Genomic DNA, 23,429 nt, shown 5'->3' with positions numbered 1-23,429 from the left:
ACGCCTCAACGCGGGCTGCGCTTGGCGAGGATGCGCTGGAGTGTCCGGCGGTGCATGTTCAGCCGGCGCGCGGTCTCGCTGACGTTACGGTCGCAGAGCTCGTAGACCCGCTGGATATGCTCCCACCGCACCCGGTCGGCGGACATCGGGTTCTCGGGCGGGGGTGGCATGCTCTCGGGCCGGGACAGCAGCGCGTTGGTGACGTCGGCGGCGTCGGCGGGTTTCGACAGATAGTCCGTCGCGCCCATCTTCACCGCGGCCACCGCCGTGGCGATGGCGCCGTAGCCCGTCAGCACCACGATCCGGCTGTCGGGCCGGCGCTCTCGCAGCGTCTCCACCACGTCGAGCCCGTTGCCGTCCTCCAGCCGCAGGTCGATCACCGCGTAGGCGGGCGGCCGGGCAGTGGCGATGGCCTTGCCCGCGGCGACGCTGTCGGCGGTCTCCACGACGAAGCCCCGCTTCTCCATCGCCTTGGCCAGACGCTTCAGAAAGGGCTCGTCGTCATCGACCAGCAGGAGCGACGGATCGCTTCCGAGGTCCAGTCCAGTCGCGTCCACCGATCACATCTCCCTGATACTCCGTGCGGTCAGAGGTAGCCCCCGCCACGCGACCCGTCAAACCCGTGCGACCTCGGCGACGCATTGAACCGTGTCGGCGATCTCCTCCGGCGCCGCCTCGCGGCGGAAGACGTCGATGAACCCGGCCTCCGGCAGCACGAGATAGGTAAAGGCCGAATGATCCACGAGATAGAACTCCGGGTCCTCCTCGATCCGCGCGTCGTAGTAGACCCGGTAGGCCTTTGCCGCGGCGTCCACCTGCTCGGCTGTCCCGGTGAGGCCCAGCATGTCCTCGTGGAAATTGTCGGTGAAGTCGCGCACCACCTCCACGTCGTCACGGGCCGGATCGACGGTGATGAAGACGCCCTTCGCATCCACCCCCCGCTCCTCGAGCATCTCGAGCGCGAGCGCGTTGCGCATGCTGTCGAGCGGACAGACGTCCGGGCAGAAGGTATAGCCGAAATAGATCAGCGTCGGCCGGTCGATGACGTCGGCGTCGGTCACCGTCTCCCCGGTCTCGCTCACGAGGGTGAACGGCCCGCCCAGCGCGCCGCCCGCCACCGAGCCGCGGGTGCATTGCGCGAAATCCCCGGTCGTCTGACGCAGTTCGCTCCAGAGATACGTCCCGCCCACGCCGACGACCGCGACGATGGCGGCCGCTATGGCGATCGTGCCCGTTCTGGCCATCGGCTGTCTCCATTGCTCTATGCCGGCCGCAGACATACGCTCTGCACGCCGCCTTTGCCACCGGAGCCCATTGCCGCAGATGGACGTCAGCGAACTCGAGATGTTCCAGGATCACCGGCGCGCCAACTGGGTGCGCCTCCGGACCCTCGTGGTGCTGCGCTGGATCGCGATCCTCGGTCAGACCGCGGCGATCGTCGTGGCGGTGCGCTCCTTCGGCATCCAGTTCGAGATCGGGCTGGCCGCCATGACCGTGGGCGCCTCCGTGCTCGCCAACCTCTTCTCGACCTTCCTGTTTCCGGAGAACCAGCGCCTGACAGAACGGCAGGCCATGCTGATGATGATCTTCGACGTGCTGCAGCTGGGGCTCCTGCTCTATCTCACGGGCGGGCTGAACAACCCTTTCGCGCTTCTGATGCTGGCCCCGGTGACGATCTCGGCCACCGTCCTGCACCTGCGCTCGACCCTGCTCATGGGGCTCCTCGCGATCACCATCGTAACCCTGCAGAGCTGGCACTACCTGCCCATCCTCGACCCCGACGGCGTGCCGCTGGAACTGCCCCTGCTGTTCCGCTTCGGCTTCTGGATGGCGCTGGTGGTGGGGGTGGCGTTCCTGTCGCTCTATGCCCGGCAGGTGACGAACGAGATGCACACCATGGGCGAGGCGCTGCTGGCCACCCAGCTCGCGCTGGCGCGGGAACAGAAGCTGACGGACCTCGGCGGCGTGGTGGCGGCGGCCGCACACGAACTCGGAACGCCGCTCGCGACGATCAAGCTCGTGTCCTCGGAACTGATCGACGAGATCGAGGACCCGGAGCTGAAGGCCGACGCGGCACTGATCCGGCAGCAGGCGGACCGCTGCCGCGACATCCTGCGCTCCATGGGCCGGGCCGGAAAGGACGACCGCCACCTGAAACAGGCCCCGCTGGAGGCCGTGGTGCAGGAGGCGGCGGAACCCCACGCCAGCCGCGGCAAGGCCGTGCGCATCGCCACCCGGCCCGACCTCGGCGCGCCCACGGCCCAGCCGGTGATCGAGCGGCGGCCCGAGGTGATCCACGGGCTGAGGAACCTCGTGCAGAACGCCGTCGATTTCGCCCGCAGCGAGGTTGAGGTCTCGCTCTCCTGGACCGAGACCGAGGTCCGCCTGCGCATCGGCGACGACGGTCCGGGCTTTCCGCCGCAGCTGATCGGGCGGATCGGCGATCCCTTCGTGACCCGTCGCAAGGAGCCCCAGGACCGCGGCAAGCGACCCGGCTACGAGGGTATGGGCCTCGGGCTCTTCATCGCCAAGACCCTGCTGGAACGCTCGGGGGCCCGGGTCTCCTTCGCGAACGGCGGCGGCACCGACCGCGACGCCGGAAGGCTCGGCGGGGCGCTGGTGCAGGTGGTCTGGCCCCGCGCCGCCCTCGAGGTCGTCCCTCGCCCGTCGCCCGAGGGCGGCCTCGGCGAGAACCAGCCCTTCACCGCCTGACTCCGCCCACCCCTGCGGCGTAGGCCGGGCTTCAGCCGGCCATCCCCCGGCGCCGCCCATCACGCTTAACCAGCGATTAACCCTCCCTGTCGTAGGCATGGGGCCTCGGCCCCGGAAGGACTCTCCATGCTCGATCCGACGATTCTCGCCGCGCTGCTCCCGGTTGCGGCCTGCCTTCTCGCCGTGGCCCTCGTGATCCTCTGCCCCGGTCCACGGACCGGCAGCGCGCGCCAGCTCATGCGCGAGGCGGAGGGGACCGTGACGGTCCTGCTCGACGGAGACGAGATCGAGGATGCGACGCCTCCCGCCCGCCGGCTCCTGATCGCCCCCGCCGTCTCTGCCGGGTCCGGCGGGGGGGAGAAGGAGGCCCTCATCCAGACCCTGTCGCGCAGCTTTCCCGACCTGCGCGCGCGCCTCGACGCCATAGACGAGGACGGCCACAGCCAGATCGTCTCCGCCACCGGGCCCGAATGGATCGACCTCGAATACTGGGACGGCCTCGTGCGGCTCACCCTCCACGGAAGCGATGACGCGGCCCCGGGCACAGCCATCAGCCCGCTCGCGCTCTCCGCGAAGGAGGAGGAACTGCAGACCCTGCGTGCCCTCGCCGAGGATGCGCCACAGCTGATCTGGCAGCAGGATGACCGGGGGCGCGTGATCTGGGCCAACCGCAGCTATCTCGACCTCGAGTCCGATCCCGCATCCCCCGAGTCCGTGCGCTGGCCCCCGCGCCGGCTGTTTCCCGGGATCGCCATGCCCGAAGAGGCCGGAGACCGTGACTGCCGCAGGGTGCAGCTCCTGCTCCCGAAGCGGGACGAGGCGCCGTGGTTCGACATCATCAGCATCCGCCGCGGCGCGGGCTCGATCCACTTCGCCACCGACGCCACCGCTGTGGTCCGCGCCGAGGCGGCGCAGCGCAACTTCGTGCAGACCCTGTCGAAGACCTTCGCCGACCTCGCCATCGGCCTCGCCATCTTCGACCGGGGCCGGCGGCTGGCGATGTTCAATCCCTCGTTGGTGGACCTGACAGGCCTGCCCGTGGATTTCCTCGCCTCCCGACCGCCGATCGAGGCGTTTCTCGACCGCCTGCGCGAGGCGCGAATGCTGCCCGAGCCGCGCAACTACCGCGGCTGGCGCGAACAGATCGCGGCGCTGGAGACCGAGGCTGCTGACGGCACCTATTGCGACCTCTGGTCCCTGCCCAGTGGCCAGACCTACCGCGTCACGGGCCGCCCCCATCCCGACGGCGCCATCGCCTTCCTGATGGAGGACATCACCGCCGAAATGTCCCTTACGCGCCGCTTCCGGGGGGAGATCGACACCGCCCATGCCGTGTTCGACGCCATGGACGAGGGGATCGCCGTCTTCTCCTCCGGCGGCACGCTCATCCTGGCCAACGCCCGATACCGCGCCATGTGGCCCCTGCCCGATCCGCAGGAGGGTGACGGCGCCGGCGCGCTCTTGCCGGTCAGGGACCAGCGCCTCCCCGACGAGATCGCCCGCTGGCGCGGCGCCTGCGCCGCCACCGATCTCTGGCCCGAGATCCGCGCCAGCATCCGCGCCTCGGGCGACCGCGAGCCGTGGACGGCGCAGCTCCAGCGCGACGACGGCCGCCGCCTGCGCCTCCGCGTCGTTCCCCTCCAGGGCGGAAGCACCATGGTCGCCTTCGCCTGCCCCGCCGAGGACATGCCGCTCCGCGCCCTCCGGCCCGCTCTCGCGGAAGGGGCCGCCCCCGTCGCCGCCCACGGCTGAGCCGCCAAGGCGCCCGCTGCGCACCCTCGGCGCGCGGCCGCGCGGCTCCGGACCCCGTGGCCGCCCCGCTCCCGGCGACCCGGGCCCCCGTCACCGAACCCGGGCGCGCCGCCCGGGCCGGCGGCGCGTCCACCCCCTCCCGATGCCCGCCGTCACCGGCAGGCCCCGCCGCCACGCACCGGGCACCCCGGGCGCGCGCGGTCCCGCCGGGCGACCCGTGTCCTCGCCCCATTCGCGCTTGCGGCACCGCGCCCTTCGCCTAGTGTTGCGCCATGCCCCGACTGCCCGGCCCGCTGACCCTCTCGCGCCTCGACGACACCGAGGCGCTCGCCGCCCGGCTGGCCCCGATCCTGGGCCCCGGCGACACCCTCCTGCTGTCGGGTCCCATCGGCGCGGGCAAGACCGCCTTCGCCCGCGCGCTGATCCGCGCCCGCATGGAGAACCCGTCGGAGGAGGTCCCCTCGCCCACCTTCACCCTCGTCCAGACCTACGGCGACCCCCGCGGAACCGAACTCTGGCACGCCGATCTCTACCGTCTCACCGGCCCCGACGAGGCTGTCGAGCTGGGGCTGGAAACCGCCTTCGACACGGCGATCTGCCTTGTGGAATGGCCCGACCGGCTGGGGGATCTCGCCCCGCCCGAGGCCCTCGGCCTGACCTTCGCCGCGGGCGAGACCGCCCATCTTCTGACCCTCGCCGGCCCAGACCCCTGGCCCGCGCGGCTCGAGGCCGCCGGTGTCTGACCGCGCCTGCCTCCTGGCCGATGTCCTCAGCTCCGCCGGTTACGCTGACTGGCAGGTCACGCCCCTGCCCGCCGACGCCTCCCGCCGGCGCTACCTCCGCCTGCGACGGGGCGCCGAGACCCGCATCGTCATGGATGCGCCCCCCGAGGCCGTCGAAAGCCTCGACGCCTTCCTGCGCGTCGGCGCCCACCTGCGCAGCCTCGGCCTCGCGGCGCCCGACGTGCTCCACGCCGACACGCGCCACGGCATCCTGATCCTCGAGGACCTCGGGCCCACCCAGGCCGCGCGCCATCTCGACAACCACCCCGGGGACGAGGCCGAGATCTACGAGACCGCCGCCGCCCTCCTCGCCGCCCTTCAGTCCGCGCCGCCTCCCGCGGGTCTCTCGACGCTGGTCCCCGCCACGGCCGCGGCGATGCTCGCCCCCTTCTTCGCCCATGCGGTCCCCGACCCGGACCGGCGGGATGCCATCGCCGGGACGCTCGAGGCCGCCATGACGGACCATGCCGCCGGCCCGATGATCCTGTCGCTCAGGGATTTCCACGCCGAGAACCTTATCTGGCGCCCGGACCGTCGAGGCACCGACCGCCTCGGCCTCCTCGATTTCCAGGACGCCTTCCTCGCCCCCCCGGCCTACGATCTCGCCTCGCTGCTCGACGACGTGCGCCGCGATGTCTCGCCGGCGACCGGGGCGCGCACCCTCGATGCCTTCGCCCGCCTGACGCAGACCAGCCCCGAGAGCCTCGCGGCCGCCCGCGCCGTGCTCTCGGTACAGCGCAACCTGCGCATCCTCGGCGTCTTCGCCGCGCTGATCGCCGGCGGCAAACCGCGCTACCGCGCCTTCCTCCCCCGTCTGCGCCGCCATCTGCAGCGCCAGCTCGCCCTTCCCGCGCTCGGGGCGGTCCGTCCCCATGTCTTGCCGATCCTCGCGTCGGAAACGCCATGGACCTGACCCCCTCCGCCGGGCTCTTCTTCGCCGCCGGGCTCGGCACGCGGATGCGGCCCCTGACCCTCGACCGTCCGAAACCCCTGGTCACGGTGGGCGGCACGACGCTGCTCGATCATGCGCTCGCTCTGGGCTCCGGCCTCACCCGCCGGGTGGTCAACACCCACTACCTCGCCCCGCTCATCGTCACTCACCTCGCCGGAACCGGCGTCCTGATCTCCGACGAGACAGACCTTTTGCGCGACACCGGCGGCGGGTTGCGCCACGCGATGCCGCTCCTCGGCCCCGGTCCCGTCTTCACCCTGAACACCGACGCCATATGGTCCGGGCCGAACCCGTTCGACCTCCTCGCCGGGCACTGGCGCCCCGGAGAGATGGAGGCCCTGATGCTCTGCATCCCCCGCGACCGCGCGCTGGGCCATGCCGGCCCCGGCGACGTGCTGCGCGAGGCCGACGGACGCCTGCACTTCGGCGCGGGCGCGGTCTATTCCGGCGCCCAGATCATCGACCCCGCGGCCCTGGCCGGTCACGACGACCCGGTCTTCTCCCTGCGCGCGGTATGGGAGCGCCTCGCCGGGCGCGGCACCCTCCACGGCTTGGACTATCCCGGCCGCTGGTGCGACGTGGGCCATCCCGATGCGATTCCCCTTGCGGAGACCCTGCTGTGAGCACGCCCCGTCTCTTCGCCCTGCCGCCCGGCGTCGACTTCGGCGCGGAACTGGTGCGCGGCCTCGACCAGCGCACCGCCGGCCTGCCGCCCGAAGAGGCCGCCCGCATCACGATCTACGTCAACACCCGCCGGATGCAGCGCCACGTCCGCGCCATTCAGGACCGCGGGCCGGCGGCGCTCCTGCCCCGCCTGCGCCTGCTGACAGACCTCTCCCGCGACCCCGTGCCCGGAGAGTCGCCCTGCGCCCGCGCCCTGCCGCGGCGCCTCGCACTCATGCGGCTGGTCCGGGCGCTGCTGGAGGCCGAGCCCGACCTTGCCCCCCGGGCTGCGCTCTTCGACCTCGCAGACAGCCTTGCAGGCCTCCTCGACGAGATGGAGGTGGAGGGCGTGCCCGCGTCGAGTCTGACAGGGCTCGACGGCACCGAGAGCTCCGCCCACTGGCAGGAGGCGCTGAAATTCCTGCAGATCATCAGGGGCGTGCTCGACGCCGGTCCGCCGGGCGAGGGCGGCCGGCTGCGGCACCGCGCTCTGGCCCTGGCCGAGAGCTGGCGCACGGCACCGCCCCCTCATCCGGTCGTCGTCGCAGGCTCCACCGGATCGCGCGGAGCCACCGCAGAGTTCCTCGCGGCCGTGGCCCGCCTGCCCAACGGGTTCGTCGTGCTGCCGGGCTTCGATTTCGAGCTCCCGCCCGCCGTGTGGGACGGCATGTCCGACGCCATGCAGGCCGAGGACCATCCGCAGTACCGCTTCAAGCGCCTGCTCGACCGCCTCGGCCTGCGCCCTGGCGACGTCGCGCGCTGGACAGATGCGCAGCCCGCCAACCCGGCGCGGAACCGTCTGGTCTCCCTCTCCCTGCGACCCGCGCCCGTCACCGACGCCTGGCTCGCCGAGGGCGCCGCCATGGATCCGGAAGCCGCCGCCCGTGGCCTGACCCTCGTCGAAGCGCCCTCGCCCAGGGCCGAGGCGGACACCATCGCCCTGGGGATGCGCGCCGCGGCGGCGGAGGGGCGGATTGCGGCTCTGATCACGCCCGATCGCATGCTCACGCGCCGTGTCGCCGCGGCCCTCGACCGCTGGGGCATCACCCCTGACGACAGCGCCGGCCAGCCCCTGCCTCTGTCTCCACCGGGCCGCCTGCTGCGCCAGACACTGGAGCTGATGACCGCCCGCCCGACCGGCGCGAGCCTGCTTGCGCTGCTGAAGCACCCGCTCTGCCATGCCGGCGCGGACCGCAACCGCCACCTTCTCCACACCCGGGACCTGGAGCTTCACCTCCGCCGCCACGGTCCCGCCCATCCCGATGGCGCCATGCTCCGCAGCTGGGCCGCGCGCGACAAGGCCCCCTCGGATCGCGCGCCCTGGGCCGACTGGCTGGCCGGTCTCCTCGACCTTCCCGTGCCCGGGGGCGATCAGCCCGTGCCCGTCCTCCTGGCCCATCACCTCGCACGGGCCGAGTCCCTCTCCGCCGGGCCCGGCGCAACCCCGACGCTCTGGGACGAGGCCGCCGGCCGCAAGGCGCGGGAGACATGCGACGGACTTGCCCGCGCGGGCGACGCGGCAGGCCCGTTGGCGCTGACGGACTACGCCACGCTCTTCCTCGGCGTGCTGAACGGCGAGGAGGTGCGCAACCCGGACACCGGCGATCCGCGCATCCTCATCTGGGGAACCCTCGAAAGCCGCGTGCAGGGCGCGGACCTCGTGATCCTCGGCGGGCTCAACGACGGCACCTGGCCCGAGGCGCCGCCGCCGGACCCATGGCTCAACCGCGCGATGCGGCGCGAAGCGGGTCTGACACTGCCCGAACGGCGCATCGGCCTCTCGGCCCATGACTACGAACAGGCCGTCGCCGGGGCGCAGGTCTGGCTTTGCCGCGCCACCCGCACCGACGAGGCCTCGACCGTCCCCTCGCGGTGGCTGAACCGGCTGACGAACCTGATGGCCGGCCTCGGACCCCATGGCGAAGAGGCGCTCGCCGACATGCGCACCCGCGGCGCCGACTGGATCGCCCGGGCCGAGGCCCTGAGCCGGGCCGAGGCACCGGTGGACGCTGCTCCGCGCCCCTCGCCGCGGCCCCATCCCGATCACCGCCCGCGCCGCATCAGCGTGACCGAGGTGCAGCGCCTGATCCGCGACCCCTATGCCGTCTACGCCCGCCGTGTCCTGCGCCTCTCCCCGCTCGATCCACTGGTGGCGGAGGCCGACGCGCCGCTCAGGGGCACCATCGTCCACGCGGCGCTGGAGGAGTTCGTCCGCACCGGCCCGCCGCCGGACCACCCCTCCGCCCGGGACGCGCTGATGGCGGCGGTCGAGCGCGCGCTGGAGCGCGACTGCCCGTGGCCCGCCCAGCGCAGGCTCTGGGCCGCCCGCATGGCGCGTGTCGCCGACACCTTTCTCGAGGGCGAGCGCGCGCGCCGCGCCATGGCGACCCCCACCGCCTTCGAGACCGACGGAGAGCTGGAGATCCCGATCTGCACGCCGCCGATCCTGCTGACGGGCAAGGCCGACCGCATCGACCTCCTGCCCGACGGCCGCATCGCCCTCTACGACTACAAGACCGGCGCACCGCCCAGCGAGAAGCAGCAGCTCGCCTTCGACAAGCAGCTTCTGCTTCAGGCCGCCATGGCCGCCCGCGGCGGCTACGGGGAGGTCGGCCCGGCGGAGACCGCCATCGCCTGCTTCATCGGTCTCGGCGCCGATCCGAAGGTGGTGCCCGCCCCCTTCGACAAGGCCCCGCCGGACGAGGTCTGGGAGAAGTTCGTGGCGCTGCTGCGCCGCTGGCTCGATCCCGCGCGCGGCTACACCGCCCGCGCCCGCACCTTCACCGACAGGGAGGCGAGCGACTACGACCACCTCGCCCGGTTCGGCGAATGGGACCCGACGATGCCGCCCGTGCCGGAGGACGTGCGATGACCCCCCGCGACGAGGCCACGACCCGCCAGATCGAGGCGGCGGACCCGTCAGGTTCCACCTGGCTGTCGGCCAACGCCGGCTCGGGCAAGACCCGCGTTCTCACCGACCGGGTGGCGCGGCTCCTGCTCTCGGGCGTCGATCCGCAGAACATCCTGTGCCTGACCTTCACCAAGGCGGCGGCGTCCGAGATGCAGAATCGCCTCTTCGCCCGCCTCGGAAGCTGGGCGATGATGGAGGCGGGACAGCTGCGCGAGACCCTGCGCGACCTCGGCGCCGACCAGCCCGACGACCACGCCCAGGCCCGCCGCCTCTTCGCCCGCGCCATCGAGACGCCGGGCGGGCTGAAGATCCAGACGATCCACGCCTTCTGCGCCGGCATCCTCCGGCGCTTTCCGCTCGAGGCCGGCGTCTCGCCCCGCTTCACCGAGATCGAGGACCGCGCGGCCGAGTTGCTGCGCGCCGAGGTGCTGGACGAGATTGCGGAGCGCGATCCCGCGCTCATGGACCGCTTCGCCGCCGAGGCGGGGAACGGCGACGTGGGTCCGCTCATCGCGGCTGTCGCCGGCAAGGCCCGCGCCTTCAGGCATCCCCCGCCACGGGCCGAGCTCGCCGCCCGCTTCGACACTGATCCGGGACGAAACGTGGCCGCGCTCCTGGCGGAGACCTTCCCGCCATCGGTGATGGACGATCTATCCGCGCTCTGCGCCGCCTGCGCCGCCGGATCGACGAACGACCGGAAGGCCGCCACCCTGCTGGAACCGTTGATCGCCCGCCTCGACGTCGATCAGGCCGGATTCGAGACGCTTTGTGGCCTCTTCCTCTTCGGCGCCAGGACGAAATCGCCCTTCGGCTCCAAGGCCGGCAAGTTCCCCACCGGCGCCACGCGCACCGCCCATGCCGACCTGATGGACCGCATCGACCCGCTCATGGACGCGGTGGAGGAACTGCGTCCACGCGTCCACGCGCGCCTGGCCTATGAGCGCACCGCGACGCTCCTCGACTTCGGCCATGCCTTCGTCACGCTCTACGAGGCCCGCAAGCGCGCGCGCGGCGTCCTCGACTTCGACGACCTGATCGAGAAGACGGGCGACCTGCTGTCCGACCCTGCGACGGCACAGTGGGTGCTGTTCCGCCTCGACGGCGGCATCGACCACATCCTCGTGGACGAGGCGCAGGACACCTCGCCGGCGCAATGGCGCGTCATCGCCCGGCTGACCGAGGAGATGGCCTCGGGCGCAGGCGCGCGCGCCGACGTGCCGCGCAGCTTCTTCGTCGTCGGCGACCGGAAACAGTCGATCTACTCCTTCCAGGGCGCCGATGCCGAGGCCTTCGAGCAGATCCAGGCGGAGTTCGAGGAGCGGCTCGCTTCCGGTGGAAACCGTCTCGTCCCGCGTGTGTTGCTGCACTCCTTCCGCTCCGCTCCCGCGATCCTCGAGACCGTGGACGCGGTCTTCACCGGCGACATGGCGCGCGGGCTCGAATCCCCCGTCCTCCACCGCGCCTTCAAGAGCGCCTTGCCGGGCCGCGTGGACCTCTGGCCGCCGGTGGAAAAGGTCGAGGACGCGGACGAGACCCCCTGGGACGAACCCGTCGACCGCACCAGCCCGCAACATCAGGACGTCCGGCTTGCGGAACGGATCGCGGACGAGATCGCCGAGATGACGCGGCCGGGCTCCCCCCACCGCATCCCAGACGACCGCGACGGCCTGACATTGCGCCCCGTGCGCCCCGGCGACGTGTTGATCCTCGTGCAGCGCCGCTCGCGCCTCTTCGGCGAGATCATCCGCGCCTGCAAGGCGAAGGACCTGCCCATCGCGGGGCGCGACCGGCTCAAGGTCGGCGCGGAGCTTGCGGTGCGCGACCTCGGCGCGCTTCTGGCCTTCCTCGCCCTGCCCGAGGACGACCTCTCGCTCGCCTGCGCGCTGAAATCCCCGCTCTTCGGCTGGACTGAACAGGAGCTCTTCCGCCTCGCCCATGACCGCAAGGGCTTTCTCTGGCAGGCCCTCCGCGAAAGCCCGGCCCACCCCGGAACCCTCGCCATCCTCGAGGACCTGCGCGCGCAGGCCGATTTCCTGCGCCCCTACGACCTTCTGTCCCGCATCCTCGTGCGCCACGACGGCCGCCGCCGCCTCCTCGCCCGCCTCGGCGCCGAGGCGGAGGACGGCATCGACGCGCTTCTTGCCCAGGCTCTCTCCTACGAACGGACCGAGGTCCCGGGCCTCACCGGCTTTCTCGGCTGGATGCAGACCGAGGACGTGGAGGTGAAACGCCAGATGGATGCCCAGGGCGACCAGATCCGCGTGATGACCGTCCACGGCGCCAAGGGGCTGGAGGCGCCAATCGTGATCCTGCCCGACACTGCGGTGCGGGGCGGCGCCAAGATCCGGTCGGAGATCTGGCCCATGGAGGACAGCGTCGTCTGGAAACCGCCCGCCGACAGGATGCCCCCCGTGCTCACCGCCATCCAGACCGATCTGGAGGAGGCCGTGGACCGCGAACGCCGCCGGCTTCTCTACGTCGCCATGACCCGGGCGGAGAAGTGGCTGATCGTCTGCGCCTCGGGCGACGTGGGAGATGCGCCGGAGAAAAGCTGGTGGCGCGCGGTCGAGGCCGGGCTTCTCGCGCGCGGCGCGCGGCCTCTCGTCACGGCCCTCGGCGAGGGCCTGCGCCACCAGACGGGCGACTGGACCGGCCTGCCCGAAGGGTCAGCCACCGCGCCGCCCCCCGCACCGGCCCCGGCACCGGCCTTCGCGCCCCTCGCCCCGGTCCTGGCGACCCGCACCCGCTCGCCCTCGGACCTCGGCGGCGCGAAGACCCTGCCGGGCGAGGCCGAGGGCGACCCCGACGCTCTCGACCGCGGCACCGCGATCCACCGTCTTCTGGAACATCTGCCCGGCTGGCCGAGGGCCGATTGGCCCGCCCTGGCCGAGACCCTGCTGCCGGAGATGGACGCAGCCCCCCTCCTTGCCGACGCCGCGCGCGTCCTCGACGATCCCTCCCTGACGGACCTCTTCCGGGCCGACGCCCTCACCGAGGCGGAGATCAGCGCCGACCTGCCCGGCGTCGGCCGCATCCACGGCAGCATCGACCGGCTGATCCCGGGCGAGACGGTCCTCGCCATCGACTTCAAGACCAACCGCGCGATCCCCCCGCGCCCCGAGGACACGCCGCCGGGCCTGCTGCGCCAGATGGGCGCCTATGCCGCCGCCCTGCGTCAGGTCTACCCCGGCAGACCGGTGGACACGGCGATCCTCTGGACGGCCGCCCCGCGCCTGATGCGTCTGCCGGACGCCCTCGTCATGGCGGCCCTGCATGATGCGCCCCCCGCTTGACCGGAGATGGGGGGCTGCTTAGGTTCCGGCCTCAACATATAGCGGCCAAGGAGAGTCCCATGGCAACCGTCGCCGTCACCGACGACACGTTCGACGCCGAAGTCCGGAAATCCGACATCCCCGTCGTGGTCGACTTCTGGGCGGAATGGTGCGGCCCGTGCCGCATGATCGGCCCGGCGCTGGAGGAGATCGCCGCCGAGATGGGCGGCAAGGTCAAGATCGCCAAGGTCAACGTGGACGAGAATCCGAACTCGCCCGCGCAGATGGGCGTACGCGGCATCCCGGCGCTCTTCATCTTCAAGAACGGCGAGGTCGTCTCCAACCGCGCAGGCGCCGCGCCGAAGGCCGCGCTGCAAAGCTGGATCGACGAATCCATCTGACGACGGCAGGAAGGACGGGCGCCCCCGCGCCCGTCCCCTACACCGGCCAGCCGAGCTGCCTCAGCCGCTCCGCGATACGCTCCTCGATCTCCGGCCGGCCCGCGTTCAGCGCCATCTTCTGCCAGAACCACCACAGGTAGCCCGCGTAGTCCGGCGCATGGGTTTCCGCGCGCCGCATCGCCTCCGCCATGCCCAGCGCCGCGCCGTCGAGCGCGATGTGGTGAAAGTCCGAGCGCGCGAACAGCACCGCCGGCTTGCCGAACAGATAGCCGTTGAAGGCGACCGAGGAGTTCTCGGTCACCACGAGGTCGCACCGCGCGAGCGCCTCCTCCATTCCCCCGGTCACGGGGCGCACGCCCAGCCCCTCGAGAGCGGCAAGATCGGCAGCGTCCAGCCGCTCGTTCGGGTGCAGGCTGACCACCACCTCGCGCCTGCCGGCATGGGCGATCACCTCGCGAACCATCTCCACCGGTGCCAGGGACTGAAAGGATCGCCGCTCCCTCAGCCGGCCCTGCAGCGGCACGAAGATCATCCCCTCCCGACGCGCGCCTTCGGGCCCCTTGCCGAACAGCCGCGTTCGCCAGTAGCCGTAGAACCGGTCCGCCTCCGCGCGGTCGGGCACCTCCCCGAACGCCGCATGGGCCACCTCCCACTCCCAGCGTTCCGCCCGGCGCTCGATGCGCCAGAACGGGTAATGATAGGCCCTCCGGAAGGTGAGGCAGCGGCGTCCGGCCGGGCGCGCCATGTGCACGAGCGACCAGTCGCCCCGGATCGCCGCCCGGCCCCGTTCCAGCACGCCCCGAGGCTCGGACCGGATCGACACCTCCATCCCGGCCCCCTCGAGTACGGACCGGAGCCGAGCCAGGAACGGATGTCGTCCCGACTCGACCACCTGCCGAAGCCCGTCGGGAAGATAAAGGATCGCGCGCGACATCTCCCCAGCCTGCGTGGAGCGACCCCGCTTGTCCATCGCGGCACGGGGGGCCATATCGGTCGGACGCAATGAGGAGGCTCCATGGCAGAGCAATTCCCCGGCTGGCACGGCACCACGATCCTCGCGGTCCGCAAGGGCGGCAGGGTGGTGATCGCGGGCGACGGACAGGTCAGCCTCGGCCAGACCGTCATCAAGGGCACGGCCCGCAAGGTCCGCCGCCTCTCCCCCGGCGGACAGGACGTGATCGCGGGCTTCGCCGGATCCACCGCCGACGCCTTCACCCTGCTCGAACGGCTGGAAAAGAAGCTGGAGGCGACGCCGGGCCAGCTCGCCCGCGCCAGCGTCGAACTGGCCAAGGACTGGCGCACCGACAAGTACCTGCAGAAGCTGGAGGCCTTCCTGATCGTCTCGGATGGACGGGACCTCTTCGTGATCACGGGCGCGGGCGACGTGCTGGAGCCGGAACATGACGTGACCGCGATCGGATCGGGCGGCAACTACGCCCTCGCCGCGGGCCGCGCACTGATGGACAGCGACATGGACGCAGAGGCCATCGCCCGCCGCGCCATGGCCATCGCGGCCGACATCTGCGTCTATACCAACGGCAACCTGACGGTGGAGACGCTGGCCGCCGGCTGACGCCCCTCCTGCGCCTCCATGTATGCGCGCAGCACCGCGTTGATCCGCGTCTGGCAGCCCTTGCCCTGCGCCTTGAAGAACGCGAGCACATCCAGATGCGGACAATCATGGCGCGGCAAGGCTAACGGGGGCTCAACCGCTCACACGCCTACAAATGTGGTTACAACTCGGCACCCGATCAATCTCCCTCCTTCACCCAGCCCTTTTCGTCCCGACGAAACGACATGCCTTCCACGGGCCGGAAATGATGGTCTGTCGCGGCCCAGGTGGAGATCTCGACACGCTTGCGCGAGACATCGAGCACGTTGAACGTGTTGGGCTCTCCCCTCTGGCGCAGGGAAAGGCCGGTGCCCGCCTGCACGAACAGAAGGCCGGGGGCCGCCTGCACCGGCCCCACCACCGTGCGGTGCAGATGGCCCGACAGGATGATGTCCACCCCGCAGGCATCGAACGCCCTCAGCGCCTCGCGCGCGCCGCGCATCAGCCGCTTCTTGACCTCCGGCCCGTGCTGGAGCGGATGGTGCATCACGGCGATCCGCACCCTTTCGCCCGCATTCTCGAGCGCGCGGCAGGCCCGGGCCACGCGGCGTTGCGACAGGCGCCCGCGCTGCCACGAGAACCGGTTCACCGTGTTGAGCCCGGCCACCGCCACCGCCTGATCGCTCCAGGTCGGCTCCAGATCCTCCCCGAACGCCGTGCGATAACGTCCCCACGGATTCAGCGCCCGCACCGGCACGTTGTCGAGGGGGGTGTCGTGGTTGCCGGGGACCGCCAGCACGGGCCGGGGAATGCGGTCCACGAACGCCCGCGCCCGGGCGAACTGCGCCACCCGGGCCCGCTGGGTGAAATCGCCGGAAATCACCACCAGCTCCGGCGCAAGACTGTGGACCGTCTCGAGCAGCGGTTCGGCCAGCTCGGGATCGTCCCGCCCGAAATGCAGGTCCGACAGATGCAGGATCCGGCTCATGTCGCCTCGCCGGGCAGGATCACGGTCAGGGGCCTCGGGTCCATTCGGAACCGGAATGGGCTGTGTTCGACCCGCTTCTCCCCGTCATGCGCCAGAAGCGCTCGGTCCCGTCGGTGCAAGGTGATGGTCATGTCGTCGGCGCTCAGCATGTCGTAGTCCCGTCCCTCCCGGGCCCGCCGCGCCGTCAGCCGCGCGATCACCCGGGCCAGCGCGCCCCGCGTCGTCGCCCGCGCGATCAGCACCGCGAAGGCGTCGTCCGAGATCGCCTCGCCCCCCTCGATGCCGAACCGTTCCAGCTGGTAGGCCGAGCGGGCGACGAAGACGAGCGCGCTTTCCCTGGTCTCTGGGCCCTCGCCCCGGTCGAGCGTGATCGACAGCGGCTGCCGGAACCGAACGAAGCTGCGCACCACGGACCAGTGCGCCGCCAGCCGGTGCCTGCCCCAGCGATCGTAGGTCCGTTCTCTCTCGCGCAGCACATGCGGATAAAGCCCGAGGCTCGCGTTGTTGAGAAACGGCGTCCCGTTGACCGTCCCGACCCGGATCGCATGGGCCTCGCCGTCGAGGATCTGACGCGCCGCAGTCTCTGGGTCTTCGGAATAGCCCAGACCCCGCGCGAAATAGTTGAACGTGCCGAGCGGCAGCACGGCGAGCGGCGTCCCGCTTCCGATCAGTTCCGCGGCGAGCGCGGAGACCGTACCGTCCCCGCCCGCCGCGACGACGATGTCGGGCTTCTCGCCGCCTTTCCACGTCAGCGGCCGGCCCGGCGTCCATGGCAACACCTCCGCGCCGTCCCCGAGGCCCTCGCGGACCCGGTCTATGGCGTTGCGGTCTCTGCGATTGCCCCCGGAGGCCGGGTTGACGATCACGCGGATGCGCCGCGTGGGCGCCTCGGGTCTCTGGGTCTGGTCCATGAGGGATCAACCCTGCCGGGGCGGCGAGGTTTCCCCGGCCTTGGAATCTCCGCCGCGATGCGTATGTCTGCCGGGACCGCGACGGGCCGCGGCGCATCCTCGTGTCACGGTCCGCCATTCCAACAGCACAGGCAGGCGTCCTCCGGGAGCCGCCCCGCAGGAGCGCCATGACGGACCTCACCCCCCGCGAAATCGTCTCGGAGCTCGACCGCTTCATCATCGGGCAGGCCGAAGCCAAGCGCGCCGTGGCCGTGGCCTTGCGCAACCGCTGGCGCCGCAAGCAGCTGCCGCCCGAGCTGCGCGAGGAGGTCTATCCGAAGAACATCCTGATGATCGGCCCCACTGGCGTCGGCAAGACCGAGATCAGCCGCCGCCTGGCGAAACTCGCCCGCGCGCCCTTCATCAAGATCGAGGCCACGAAATTCACCGAGGTCGGCTATGTCGGCCGCGACGTCGAACAGATCGTCCGCGATCTGGTGGACACCGCGATCGTGCAGACCCGCGACTGGATGCGCGAGGACGTGCGCGCCGCCGCGCAGCACAACGCCGAGGACCGGGTGATTTCCGCCGTCGCCGGCGAAGGCGCCCGCGAGGGCACGCGCGAGATGTTCCGCCGCAAGCTCAAGGCCGGTGACCTCGACGACACGGTGATCGAGCTTGAACTTTCCGACACGTCGAACCCCTTGGGGGGGATGGAGATCCCCGGCCAGCCCGGGATGATGGGCGGCGGCATCAATCTCGGTGACATCTTCGGCAAGGCCTTCGGCGGGCGCACCGTCCGCAAGCGGATGACCGTGCGCGAAAGCTATGACGTGCTCGTCGCCGAGGAGGCCGACAAGCTCCTGGATGACGAGACCGTGACCCGCGCCGCCGTCGAGGCGGTCGAACAGAACGGCATCGTCTTTCTCGACGAGATCGACAAGGTCGCCCGCGGGTCGGAACACCGCGGCGGCGACGTCAGCCGCGAGGGCGTGCAGCGCGATCTGCTGCCGCTGATCGAGGGCACGACCGTGTCCACCAAACACGGCGCGGTAAAGACCGACCACATCCTCTTCATCGCCTCGGGCGCCTTCCACATCGCCAAGCCCTCGGACCTGCTGCCGGAGCTTCAGGGCCGCCTGCCGATCCGCGTCACCCTGCGCGCCCTGACCGAGGGGGATTTCGTGCGCATCCTGACCGAGACCGACAACGCGCTGACCCGGCAGTACACCGGCCTTCTAGGCACCGAGGACGTGACAGTGCGGTTCACCGAGGACGGGATCGCCGCGCTGGCCCGCATCGCCGCCGAGGTGAACGAGAGCGTGGAGAACATCGGCGCGCGCAGGCTCTATACGGTGATGGAGCGCGTGTTCGAGGACCTGTCCTTCCACGCCCCCGACCGCGGCGGCGAAGAGGTCACCGTGGACGCCGCCTTCGTCGAGGCACATCTGGGCGAGCTCACCCGTTCGGCGGACCTCAGCCGCTACGTCCTGTAGAGCATGGCTTTGCGCGGATCGACGGCCAGGGGAACACGATGGCGGCCTTCCGCAGGTACTGAACGGTGGAGGCGCGTTTCGACGGTTACCGCGTGATCAACGGTCAAGAGACGGTCGTCCTGCAACGCGACCGTCCCGACCAGCGCGAGGCAAAGGTCGTCGCGCCACCGGTAGCCGCCCGAGCCATGGAACGCGCCTGAACCGAGCCTCGACCCCCCGGAAAGAGCCTGAAACCTGCCCTCCGCGGGGAGGCCGATTGGCTCCCTCCCGCGATGTGACCCCTTTCCCTTCCGCCCGGGACCGGTCAAGGATCGCGCCATGTCGCCATTGCAGTTCGCGCGGGACAATGCCGCGTTCCTTCTGGCGGGGGGTCTCCTCGCCTTTACCTCGTCCTACGGACAGACCTATTTCATTTCGCTCTTCGCCGGCGAGATCAGGGGCGAGTTCGGCCTGAGCCACGGGGCCTGGGGCGGAATCTACACCCTTGGCACGCTGGTGTCGGCGCTGGTGATGATCTGGTCGGGGATGCTGACCGACCATTTCCGCGTGAAGGGCCTCGCGCTTCTGGTGATGCCCGGCCTTGCCCTCGCCTGCCTCTTCATGGCGCTGGTGCCCGGCCCGGCCCTGCTGGTCGTCGCGATCTTCGCCCTGCGGTTCTTCGGGCAGGGGATGATGAGCCATCTCAACGTCGTGGCCATGGCGCGCTGGTATGTCCGCCGGAGGGGCCTCGCGCTTTCCATCTCCTCCATGGGCTTCGCCATCGGGCAGGCGGTGCTGCCGCTGATCTTTGTCGCGCTCCTTGCGATGACCGGCTGGCGCAACCTGTGGCTTCTGTCGGCGGTGCTCGTCCTCTGCACCCTGCCCGTCGTGCTGCGCCTTCTGCGCCTCGAACGCACGCCTCAGGCGCTGGCCGAGGAGACCGACATCGCCGGCCTCGAGGGCCGCCACTGGACCCGGGCCGAGGTGCTGCGCCATCCGCTGTTCTGGCTTCTGGTGCCCGCCCTCCTGGGCCCGCCCGCCTGGGGCACCGCGCTCTTCTTCCAGCAGGTGCATATCGCCGAAGTGAAGCCCTGGACGCTGCCGCAGTGGGTCGCGCTGATGCCGTTCTTCACCGTCACGCTGATCGCGGCGAATTTCGCGAGCGGCCTCGCCATCGACCGCTTCGGCGCCGGGCGCGTGGTGATGCTCTACATGCTGCCGTTCCTGCTGGGCTTCCTGATCCTCGCAGCCGCGGGTGGGCTCGTCGCGGCCGCGGTGGGACTCATGGTCGTGGCGCTGGGACAGGGGATGCAGGCCACCGTGCCCGGCGCGTTCTGGGCCGAGTACTTCGGCACCCGGCACCTGGGCGCGATCAAGTCCGCCTCCACCGCCATCATGGTCTTCGGCACGGCCATCGGTCCCGGGATCAGCGGCGTGCTGATCGACGCCGGCATCGACTTTCCCGCGCAGATGTACGGTCTCGCGGTCTACTTCGCCGTTGCGGCGATCTGCGCCACTCTCGGCATCCTCAAGGTCCGGGCGCAGCTACCGGCCCCGGCGTAGCGTGACATAAAGCGCCCCATCGCCCCCGTGACGCTGGTTCGCCGGCATGACGTCGAGCACAAGCGCCGCGAGCGGCGCCATGCGCAGCCATTGCGGCACCTGGTGCCTGAGCGCGCCCAGCCTCCGAGGAATCGGGCCGGGCTCGTCCCTGTCCTTGCCCTTGCCGGTGATCACCAGCACGAGCCGCAGGCCCTTGGCATGGGCGCCGGTGATGAAGCGCATCAGCGCGGGATGCGCCTCGGCAAGCGTCATCCCGTGCAGGTCGATGCGCGCCTCGGGCTGGCGCTTGCCCCTCTTCAGCCGCGCCGCGTCGTTGCGATGCATCTGCACCGGTGTCCGCGCCATCTGCTCGGTCAGCGAGGCCATGAGGTCGTGATCGCGGCTGTGATCCACCTTCGAGCCGACACGGAACGGCGGCAGCGGCGGAGGCGCCTCCGACCGCGGCTTGGCCGGGCCGGGCGGCTTTGCCGCCGGCGCGGGTTGCGGCACCGAACTGCGCCCCTTGCGGATCGGATCGGCCTTGCGCGCGACGCTGTCCCACAGGGCCCGCTCCTCAGGGGTGAGCGTGCGGCGCCTCCGACTCACTAAACCGTCTCGGGCAGCAGCGCCCAGGCCCTCTGGATCGGCAGCAGCACCACCATCCGCCCGCCATCCCGGATGCGCCCGGCCTCCAGCCCCGCCCGCCGGCCGGTGCCATAGAAGATATCCGCCCGCTGCGCGCCCTTGATCGCGCTGCCGGTATCCTGCGCCACCATCAGCCGCCGCATCGGATCGGCGCCGTCCTTCTCCAGCCACACCGGCGCGCCGAGCGGCACGATCGAGGGGTCCACCGCGACGCTGCGACCCGCGGTGATCGAGCGGTTCATCGCGCCCAGCGGCCCCTTCGACAGCGGCACCTCCCCGATCTCGCGGAAGAAGACGTAGGAGTCGTTCGTCCACAGCAGATCCTGCCCGTCGTCGGGATTGCGCCGGACCCAGGACCGGATGACGTCGGCGGAGACCTGGTGCGGCTCGTAGATCCCGCGCTTGACCAGCTCCTGCCCGATGGAGCTGTAGGGCCGCCCGTTCGCCCCGCCATATCCCAGCCGGACCACGCGCCCGTCCGCCATGCGCAGACGCCCCGATCCCTGGATCTGCAGAAAGAACAGCTCGACCGGATCGGACACCCAGCCGATCTCCAGACCCCGGTCGGCAAGGATGCCGCTCTCCTCGATCTCCCGCCGGGTGAGCCACGGAACATCGCCCAGCTCCGGCGGCACCCGGTAGACCGGATAGCGGTAAACCTCGTCGGGCTCCGCCGCCGCTCTCAGCTCGGGTTCGAAATAGCCGGTGAAGAGCGGCTCCGCCCCGTCGCGGATCAGCACGGGCGCGAAGAACAGCTCGAAATAGGCCCGCGCGTCGGCCGCGTCCGCCGCCAGCGTGCAGAGCGTCCGCCAGTCCGGCGCGTCGAGATCCATGCACGTCGACCGGAACACCTCGAGCGCCGCGTGGTGATCGTCCTCCGCCCAGCCGTCGAGATCCCCGAACGACAGGATCGAGATATCCCGGGCCTCTGCCATGGCGACGGTCCCCGATGCCGTGAACGCCGCCGCGGCAAGAAGCCGCCTCAGCCCCGTCATTCTCCGGTGGCGACGAGCACCCAGTTGGGGTCGTCGGCCCCCATCTTCCGGGCGAAGGTCCAGACGTCCCGCTGACGCTTGATCTCCGACGGGCTGCCCTCGACGATGTCCCCCGCGTTGTCGCGCACCACCGAGGTGATCTCGCCCACGAACTTCACCGTCAGCTCCGCCTCGCGGCTGGTTTCGTCGAATTCCGCATCCTTCAGCGTGATCTCCGACAGCCCGACAAAGGTCGCATGGACCGTCAGACCCTGCCGGTTGCGCTCCTCGATGACGCCGGCAAAGGCCTCGTAGACATCATCCGACAGGAACGGGCGCACCTCGGAGAGATCGCCGTTCTCGAAGGCCATCAGAATCCATTCGTAGGCGCCACGTGCACCGCCGAGGAAGTCCGACACGCCGAAATCGGGATCGGCCCGCTTCATCGACGCCAGCGCCTTCGCCGCGTCGCTGCCTTCGGGCACATGGTCGATGATGTCCCGATCGGGCCCGCCCTCTATGACCTCGAGATCCGGGCGCTTTCTCTGGGCCGCCCGGCTGCTGTCCGACACCTGCGGTTTCTCGAATCCTTCCCGGGTGCCGAGGACGCTGCGCAGCCGCAGGATCAGGAATACGGCGATTCCTGCAAGCACCAGCAGCTGGATGATCGGAGAGTTCATGTGTCAGAGCCTTTCGGGCGGCCGGCCATGGCGGGATCGGATCGTCGCCCTTATGTAAGGTCGCGACAGAGGGGTGTCCACCAGAGCAAGGCGCGCCCCGGCCCGATGACACGAGTTTGAGGTGCGACCCTATGGCCCTTTTCGCGATTTTCGTCGCCGTGCCCCTGATCGAGATCGCCCTGTTCATCCAGATCGGCGGTCTGATCGGCCTGTGGCCGACGCTGGGAATCGTCGTCCTGACCGCGATCCTCGGCACCTGGCTGGTCCGCAGCCAGGGCGCGGCGGAGCTTTCGCGCCTCCGGCAGTCCTTCGACCGGCTCGACGATCCGACCGAACCGCTCGCCCACGGGGCAATGATCCTGTTTTCCGGCGCACTGCTCCTGACACCCGGGTTCTTCACCGACGCGGTGGGGTTCGCGCTCCTGATCCCCGGCGTCCGGCGCGTCGCCTTCCGCGAGATCCGCAAGCGGGTGAAGGTCCAGAGCTTCGGTCGGCCCGGCGGCGGGATGCCTCCCGGGGGCGATCCGCGCAGGCCGCGGCGCGGCGACCGGGTGATCGACGTGGAGTACGAGGACGTCACGCCCGACCGCACCGGCGGCAGCGGCACCGAACCCTCGGGCTGGACGCGGCACTGAGCATTGTTCCCGGGCGGACCGGCTGCTAGGACGCGTCCAACCCGAACTGCGAGCGGAGAGCCTGCCATGTCCGACGATACCACGAACACCGGAACCGATCAGCCCGGGGCCGGCCAGCCCCAGGCCCAGCCGCAGGTGACCCAGCGCATCCTCGGCCAGTTCGTGCGCGACATGTCCTTCGAGAACGTGATGGCCCAGAAGGGCGTTTCCGGCGAGGTCCAGCCCGAGATCCAGGTGCAGGTGAACCTCGACGCAAAGAAGCGGTCCCAGGAAAACACCTACGAGGTCATCACCAAGTTCACGATCACCTCGAAGACGAAGGACAAGGGCGAGACCCTCTTCCTCCTCGAACTCGAGTATTCCGGCATCTTCCGGATCGAGGGCGTCCCCGAGCAGCAGCTTCACCCCTACCTGCTGATCGAATGCCCCCGGCAGACCTTTCCCTTCGTGCGCCGCATCGTCAGCGACGTCACCCGCGACGGCGGCTTCCCGCCGCTGAACCTCGAGCAGATCGACTTCCTGCAACTCTACCGCCAGGAAATCGCCCGCCGCGTGCAGGAACAGAAGCCTGCGACGTCGAACGGCACGGCCGAAGCCTGAGCT

At 70.8% G+C, this 23,429-nt stretch carries 22 protein-coding genes; 13 read left to right on the top strand and 9 right to left on the bottom strand.

Annotation, left to right across the window (positions count from 1 at the left end):
* Positions 1-5 precede the first annotated feature (5 nt).
* Both EAT49_RS07820 and EAT49_RS07815 read right to left on the bottom strand, forming a co-directional pair.
* On the bottom strand, positions 6-557 hold the full coding sequence (locus EAT49_RS07820; protein WP_123641734.1) for an ActR/PrrA/RegA family redox response regulator transcription factor: 552 nt from the start codon (positions 555-557) through the stop codon (positions 6-8).
* Between the two features lie 57 nt (positions 558-614).
* Entirely contained in the window at positions 615-1,244 is a 630-nt protein-coding gene (locus tag EAT49_RS07815; RefSeq protein ID WP_123641733.1) for an SCO family protein, read from the bottom strand.
* Between the two features lie 79 nt (positions 1,245-1,323).
* Between EAT49_RS07815 and regB the strand changes: the two genes are divergently transcribed.
* From regB to trxA, 8 genes are all read left to right on the top strand, one after another.
* Positions 1,324-2,712, top strand: coding sequence for a sensor histidine kinase RegB (gene regB / locus EAT49_RS07810; protein ID WP_123641732.1), 1,389 nt, complete (start codon positions 1,324-1,326; stop codon positions 2,710-2,712).
* Positions 2,713-2,838: 126 nt separating this feature from the next.
* Positions 2,839-4,464: a PAS-domain containing protein gene (locus EAT49_RS07805; protein WP_123641731.1), complete on the top strand. Its 1,626-nt coding sequence runs from the start codon at positions 2,839-2,841 to the stop codon at positions 4,462-4,464.
* A gap of 272 nt (positions 4,465-4,736) precedes the next feature.
* Complete coding sequence (tsaE, locus tag EAT49_RS07800) at positions 4,737-5,207, top strand: tRNA (adenosine(37)-N6)-threonylcarbamoyltransferase complex ATPase subunit type 1 TsaE (protein ID WP_123641730.1); 471 nt, start codon at positions 4,737-4,739, stop codon at positions 5,205-5,207.
* Positions 5,200-6,159, top strand: coding sequence for an aminoglycoside phosphotransferase family protein (locus EAT49_RS07795; RefSeq protein WP_123641729.1), 960 nt, complete (start codon positions 5,200-5,202; stop codon positions 6,157-6,159). Before tsaE ends, EAT49_RS07795 begins: the two co-directional genes overlap by 8 nt.
* On the top strand, positions 6,150-6,821 hold the full coding sequence (locus EAT49_RS07790) for a nucleotidyltransferase family protein (protein WP_123641728.1): 672 nt from the start codon (positions 6,150-6,152) through the stop codon (positions 6,819-6,821). Before EAT49_RS07795 ends, EAT49_RS07790 begins: the two co-directional genes overlap by 10 nt.
* Entirely contained in the window at positions 6,818-9,733 is a 2,916-nt protein-coding gene (locus tag EAT49_RS07785; RefSeq protein ID WP_246003793.1) for a PD-(D/E)XK nuclease family protein, read from the top strand. The genes EAT49_RS07790 and EAT49_RS07785 overlap by 4 nt, the downstream gene beginning before the upstream one ends.
* Positions 9,730-13,065 carry a double-strand break repair helicase AddA gene (gene addA, locus EAT49_RS07780; protein ID WP_123641726.1) on the top strand — a complete coding sequence of 1,112 codons (3,336 nt, stop codon included), beginning with the start codon at positions 9,730-9,732 and terminating at the stop codon, positions 13,063-13,065. Before EAT49_RS07785 ends, addA begins: the two co-directional genes overlap by 4 nt.
* 59 nt (positions 13,066-13,124) lie before the next feature.
* A complete protein-coding gene (trxA, locus tag EAT49_RS07775) occupies positions 13,125-13,445 on the top strand; it encodes a thioredoxin (RefSeq protein ID WP_123641725.1) in 321 nt (106 codons plus the stop codon).
* A 37-nt stretch (positions 13,446-13,482) separates the two neighbouring features.
* Here trxA and EAT49_RS07770 read toward each other — a convergent pair whose 3' ends face one another.
* The gene (locus EAT49_RS07770; protein WP_123641724.1) at positions 13,483-14,379 is read right to left on the bottom strand and encodes a hypothetical protein; all 897 of its coding nucleotides are present in this window, start codon (positions 14,377-14,379) and stop codon (positions 13,483-13,485) included.
* An 81-nt stretch (positions 14,380-14,460) separates the two neighbouring features.
* On the opposite strand from EAT49_RS07770, the gene hslV reads away from it, so the two are divergent.
* A complete protein-coding gene (hslV, locus tag EAT49_RS07765; protein WP_123641723.1) occupies positions 14,461-15,018 on the top strand; it encodes an ATP-dependent protease subunit HslV in 558 nt (185 codons plus the stop codon).
* Here the strand turns inward: hslV and EAT49_RS21810 are convergent.
* The 3 genes from EAT49_RS21810 to EAT49_RS07750 all read right to left on the bottom strand — a co-directional run bounded on the left by EAT49_RS21810 (position 14,973) and on the right by EAT49_RS07750 (position 16,896).
* Positions 14,973-15,107, bottom strand: coding sequence for a BrnA antitoxin family protein (locus EAT49_RS21810; protein WP_425459518.1), 135 nt, complete (start codon positions 15,105-15,107; stop codon positions 14,973-14,975). The two genes, hslV and EAT49_RS21810, sit on opposite strands and share 46 nt — an antisense overlap.
* Positions 15,108-15,196: 89 nt before the next feature.
* Positions 15,197-15,985 (bottom strand): metallophosphoesterase family protein, encoded by a 789-nt coding sequence (locus EAT49_RS07755; RefSeq protein WP_123641721.1) that lies wholly within the window; start codon positions 15,983-15,985, stop codon positions 15,197-15,199.
* Positions 15,982-16,896: a diacylglycerol/lipid kinase family protein gene (locus EAT49_RS07750; RefSeq protein ID WP_123641720.1), complete on the bottom strand. Its 915-nt coding sequence runs from the start codon at positions 16,894-16,896 to the stop codon at positions 15,982-15,984. The genes EAT49_RS07755 and EAT49_RS07750 overlap by 4 nt, the downstream gene beginning before the upstream one ends.
* Before the next feature lie 167 nt (positions 16,897-17,063).
* On the opposite strand from EAT49_RS07750, the gene hslU reads away from it, so the two are divergent.
* Together hslU and EAT49_RS07740 are read left to right on the top strand one after the other, a co-directional pair.
* Positions 17,064-18,371, top strand: coding sequence for an ATP-dependent protease ATPase subunit HslU (gene hslU, locus EAT49_RS07745; RefSeq protein WP_123641719.1), 1,308 nt, complete (start codon positions 17,064-17,066; stop codon positions 18,369-18,371).
* A gap of 318 nt (positions 18,372-18,689) precedes the next feature.
* Entirely contained in the window at positions 18,690-19,913 is a 1,224-nt protein-coding gene (locus tag EAT49_RS07740) for an MFS transporter (protein ID WP_123641718.1), read from the top strand.
* Here the strand turns inward: EAT49_RS07740 and EAT49_RS07735 are convergent.
* From EAT49_RS07735 to EAT49_RS07725, 3 genes are read right to left on the bottom strand one after another with little or no spacing between them, the layout of a single operon-like run.
* On the bottom strand, positions 19,896-20,498 hold the full coding sequence (locus tag EAT49_RS07735; protein WP_123641717.1) for a Smr/MutS family protein: 603 nt from the start codon (positions 20,496-20,498) through the stop codon (positions 19,896-19,898). The two genes, EAT49_RS07740 and EAT49_RS07735, sit on opposite strands and share 18 nt — an antisense overlap.
* The gene (gene mltA / locus EAT49_RS07730) at positions 20,498-21,472 is read right to left on the bottom strand and encodes a murein transglycosylase A (protein WP_246003792.1); all 975 of its coding nucleotides are present in this window, start codon (positions 21,470-21,472) and stop codon (positions 20,498-20,500) included. Before mltA ends, EAT49_RS07735 begins: the two co-directional genes overlap by 1 nt.
* A 56-nt stretch (positions 21,473-21,528) precedes the next feature.
* Positions 21,529-22,191, bottom strand: a complete 663-nt coding sequence (locus EAT49_RS07725; protein ID WP_123641715.1) for a Tim44/TimA family putative adaptor protein — start codon at positions 22,189-22,191, stop codon at positions 21,529-21,531.
* Between the two features lie 131 nt (positions 22,192-22,322).
* On the opposite strand from EAT49_RS07725, the gene EAT49_RS07720 reads away from it, so the two are divergent.
* Complete coding sequence (locus tag EAT49_RS07720; RefSeq protein ID WP_123641714.1) at positions 22,323-22,826, top strand: FxsA family protein; 504 nt, start codon at positions 22,323-22,325, stop codon at positions 22,824-22,826.
* 66 nt (positions 22,827-22,892) lie between these two features.
* On the top strand, positions 22,893-23,426 hold the full coding sequence (gene secB, locus EAT49_RS07715) for a protein-export chaperone SecB (RefSeq protein WP_123641713.1): 534 nt from the start codon (positions 22,893-22,895) through the stop codon (positions 23,424-23,426).
* Positions 23,427-23,429 lie beyond the last annotated feature (3 nt).

It is taken from the genome of Histidinibacterium lentulum (assembly GCF_003789055.1).
Lineage (GTDB): Bacteria > Pseudomonadota > Alphaproteobacteria > Rhodobacterales > Rhodobacteraceae > Oceanicola > Oceanicola lentulus.
Note: the sequence above shows the minus strand (reverse complement) of the source record. Positions and strands in the feature narration are given on the sequence as shown.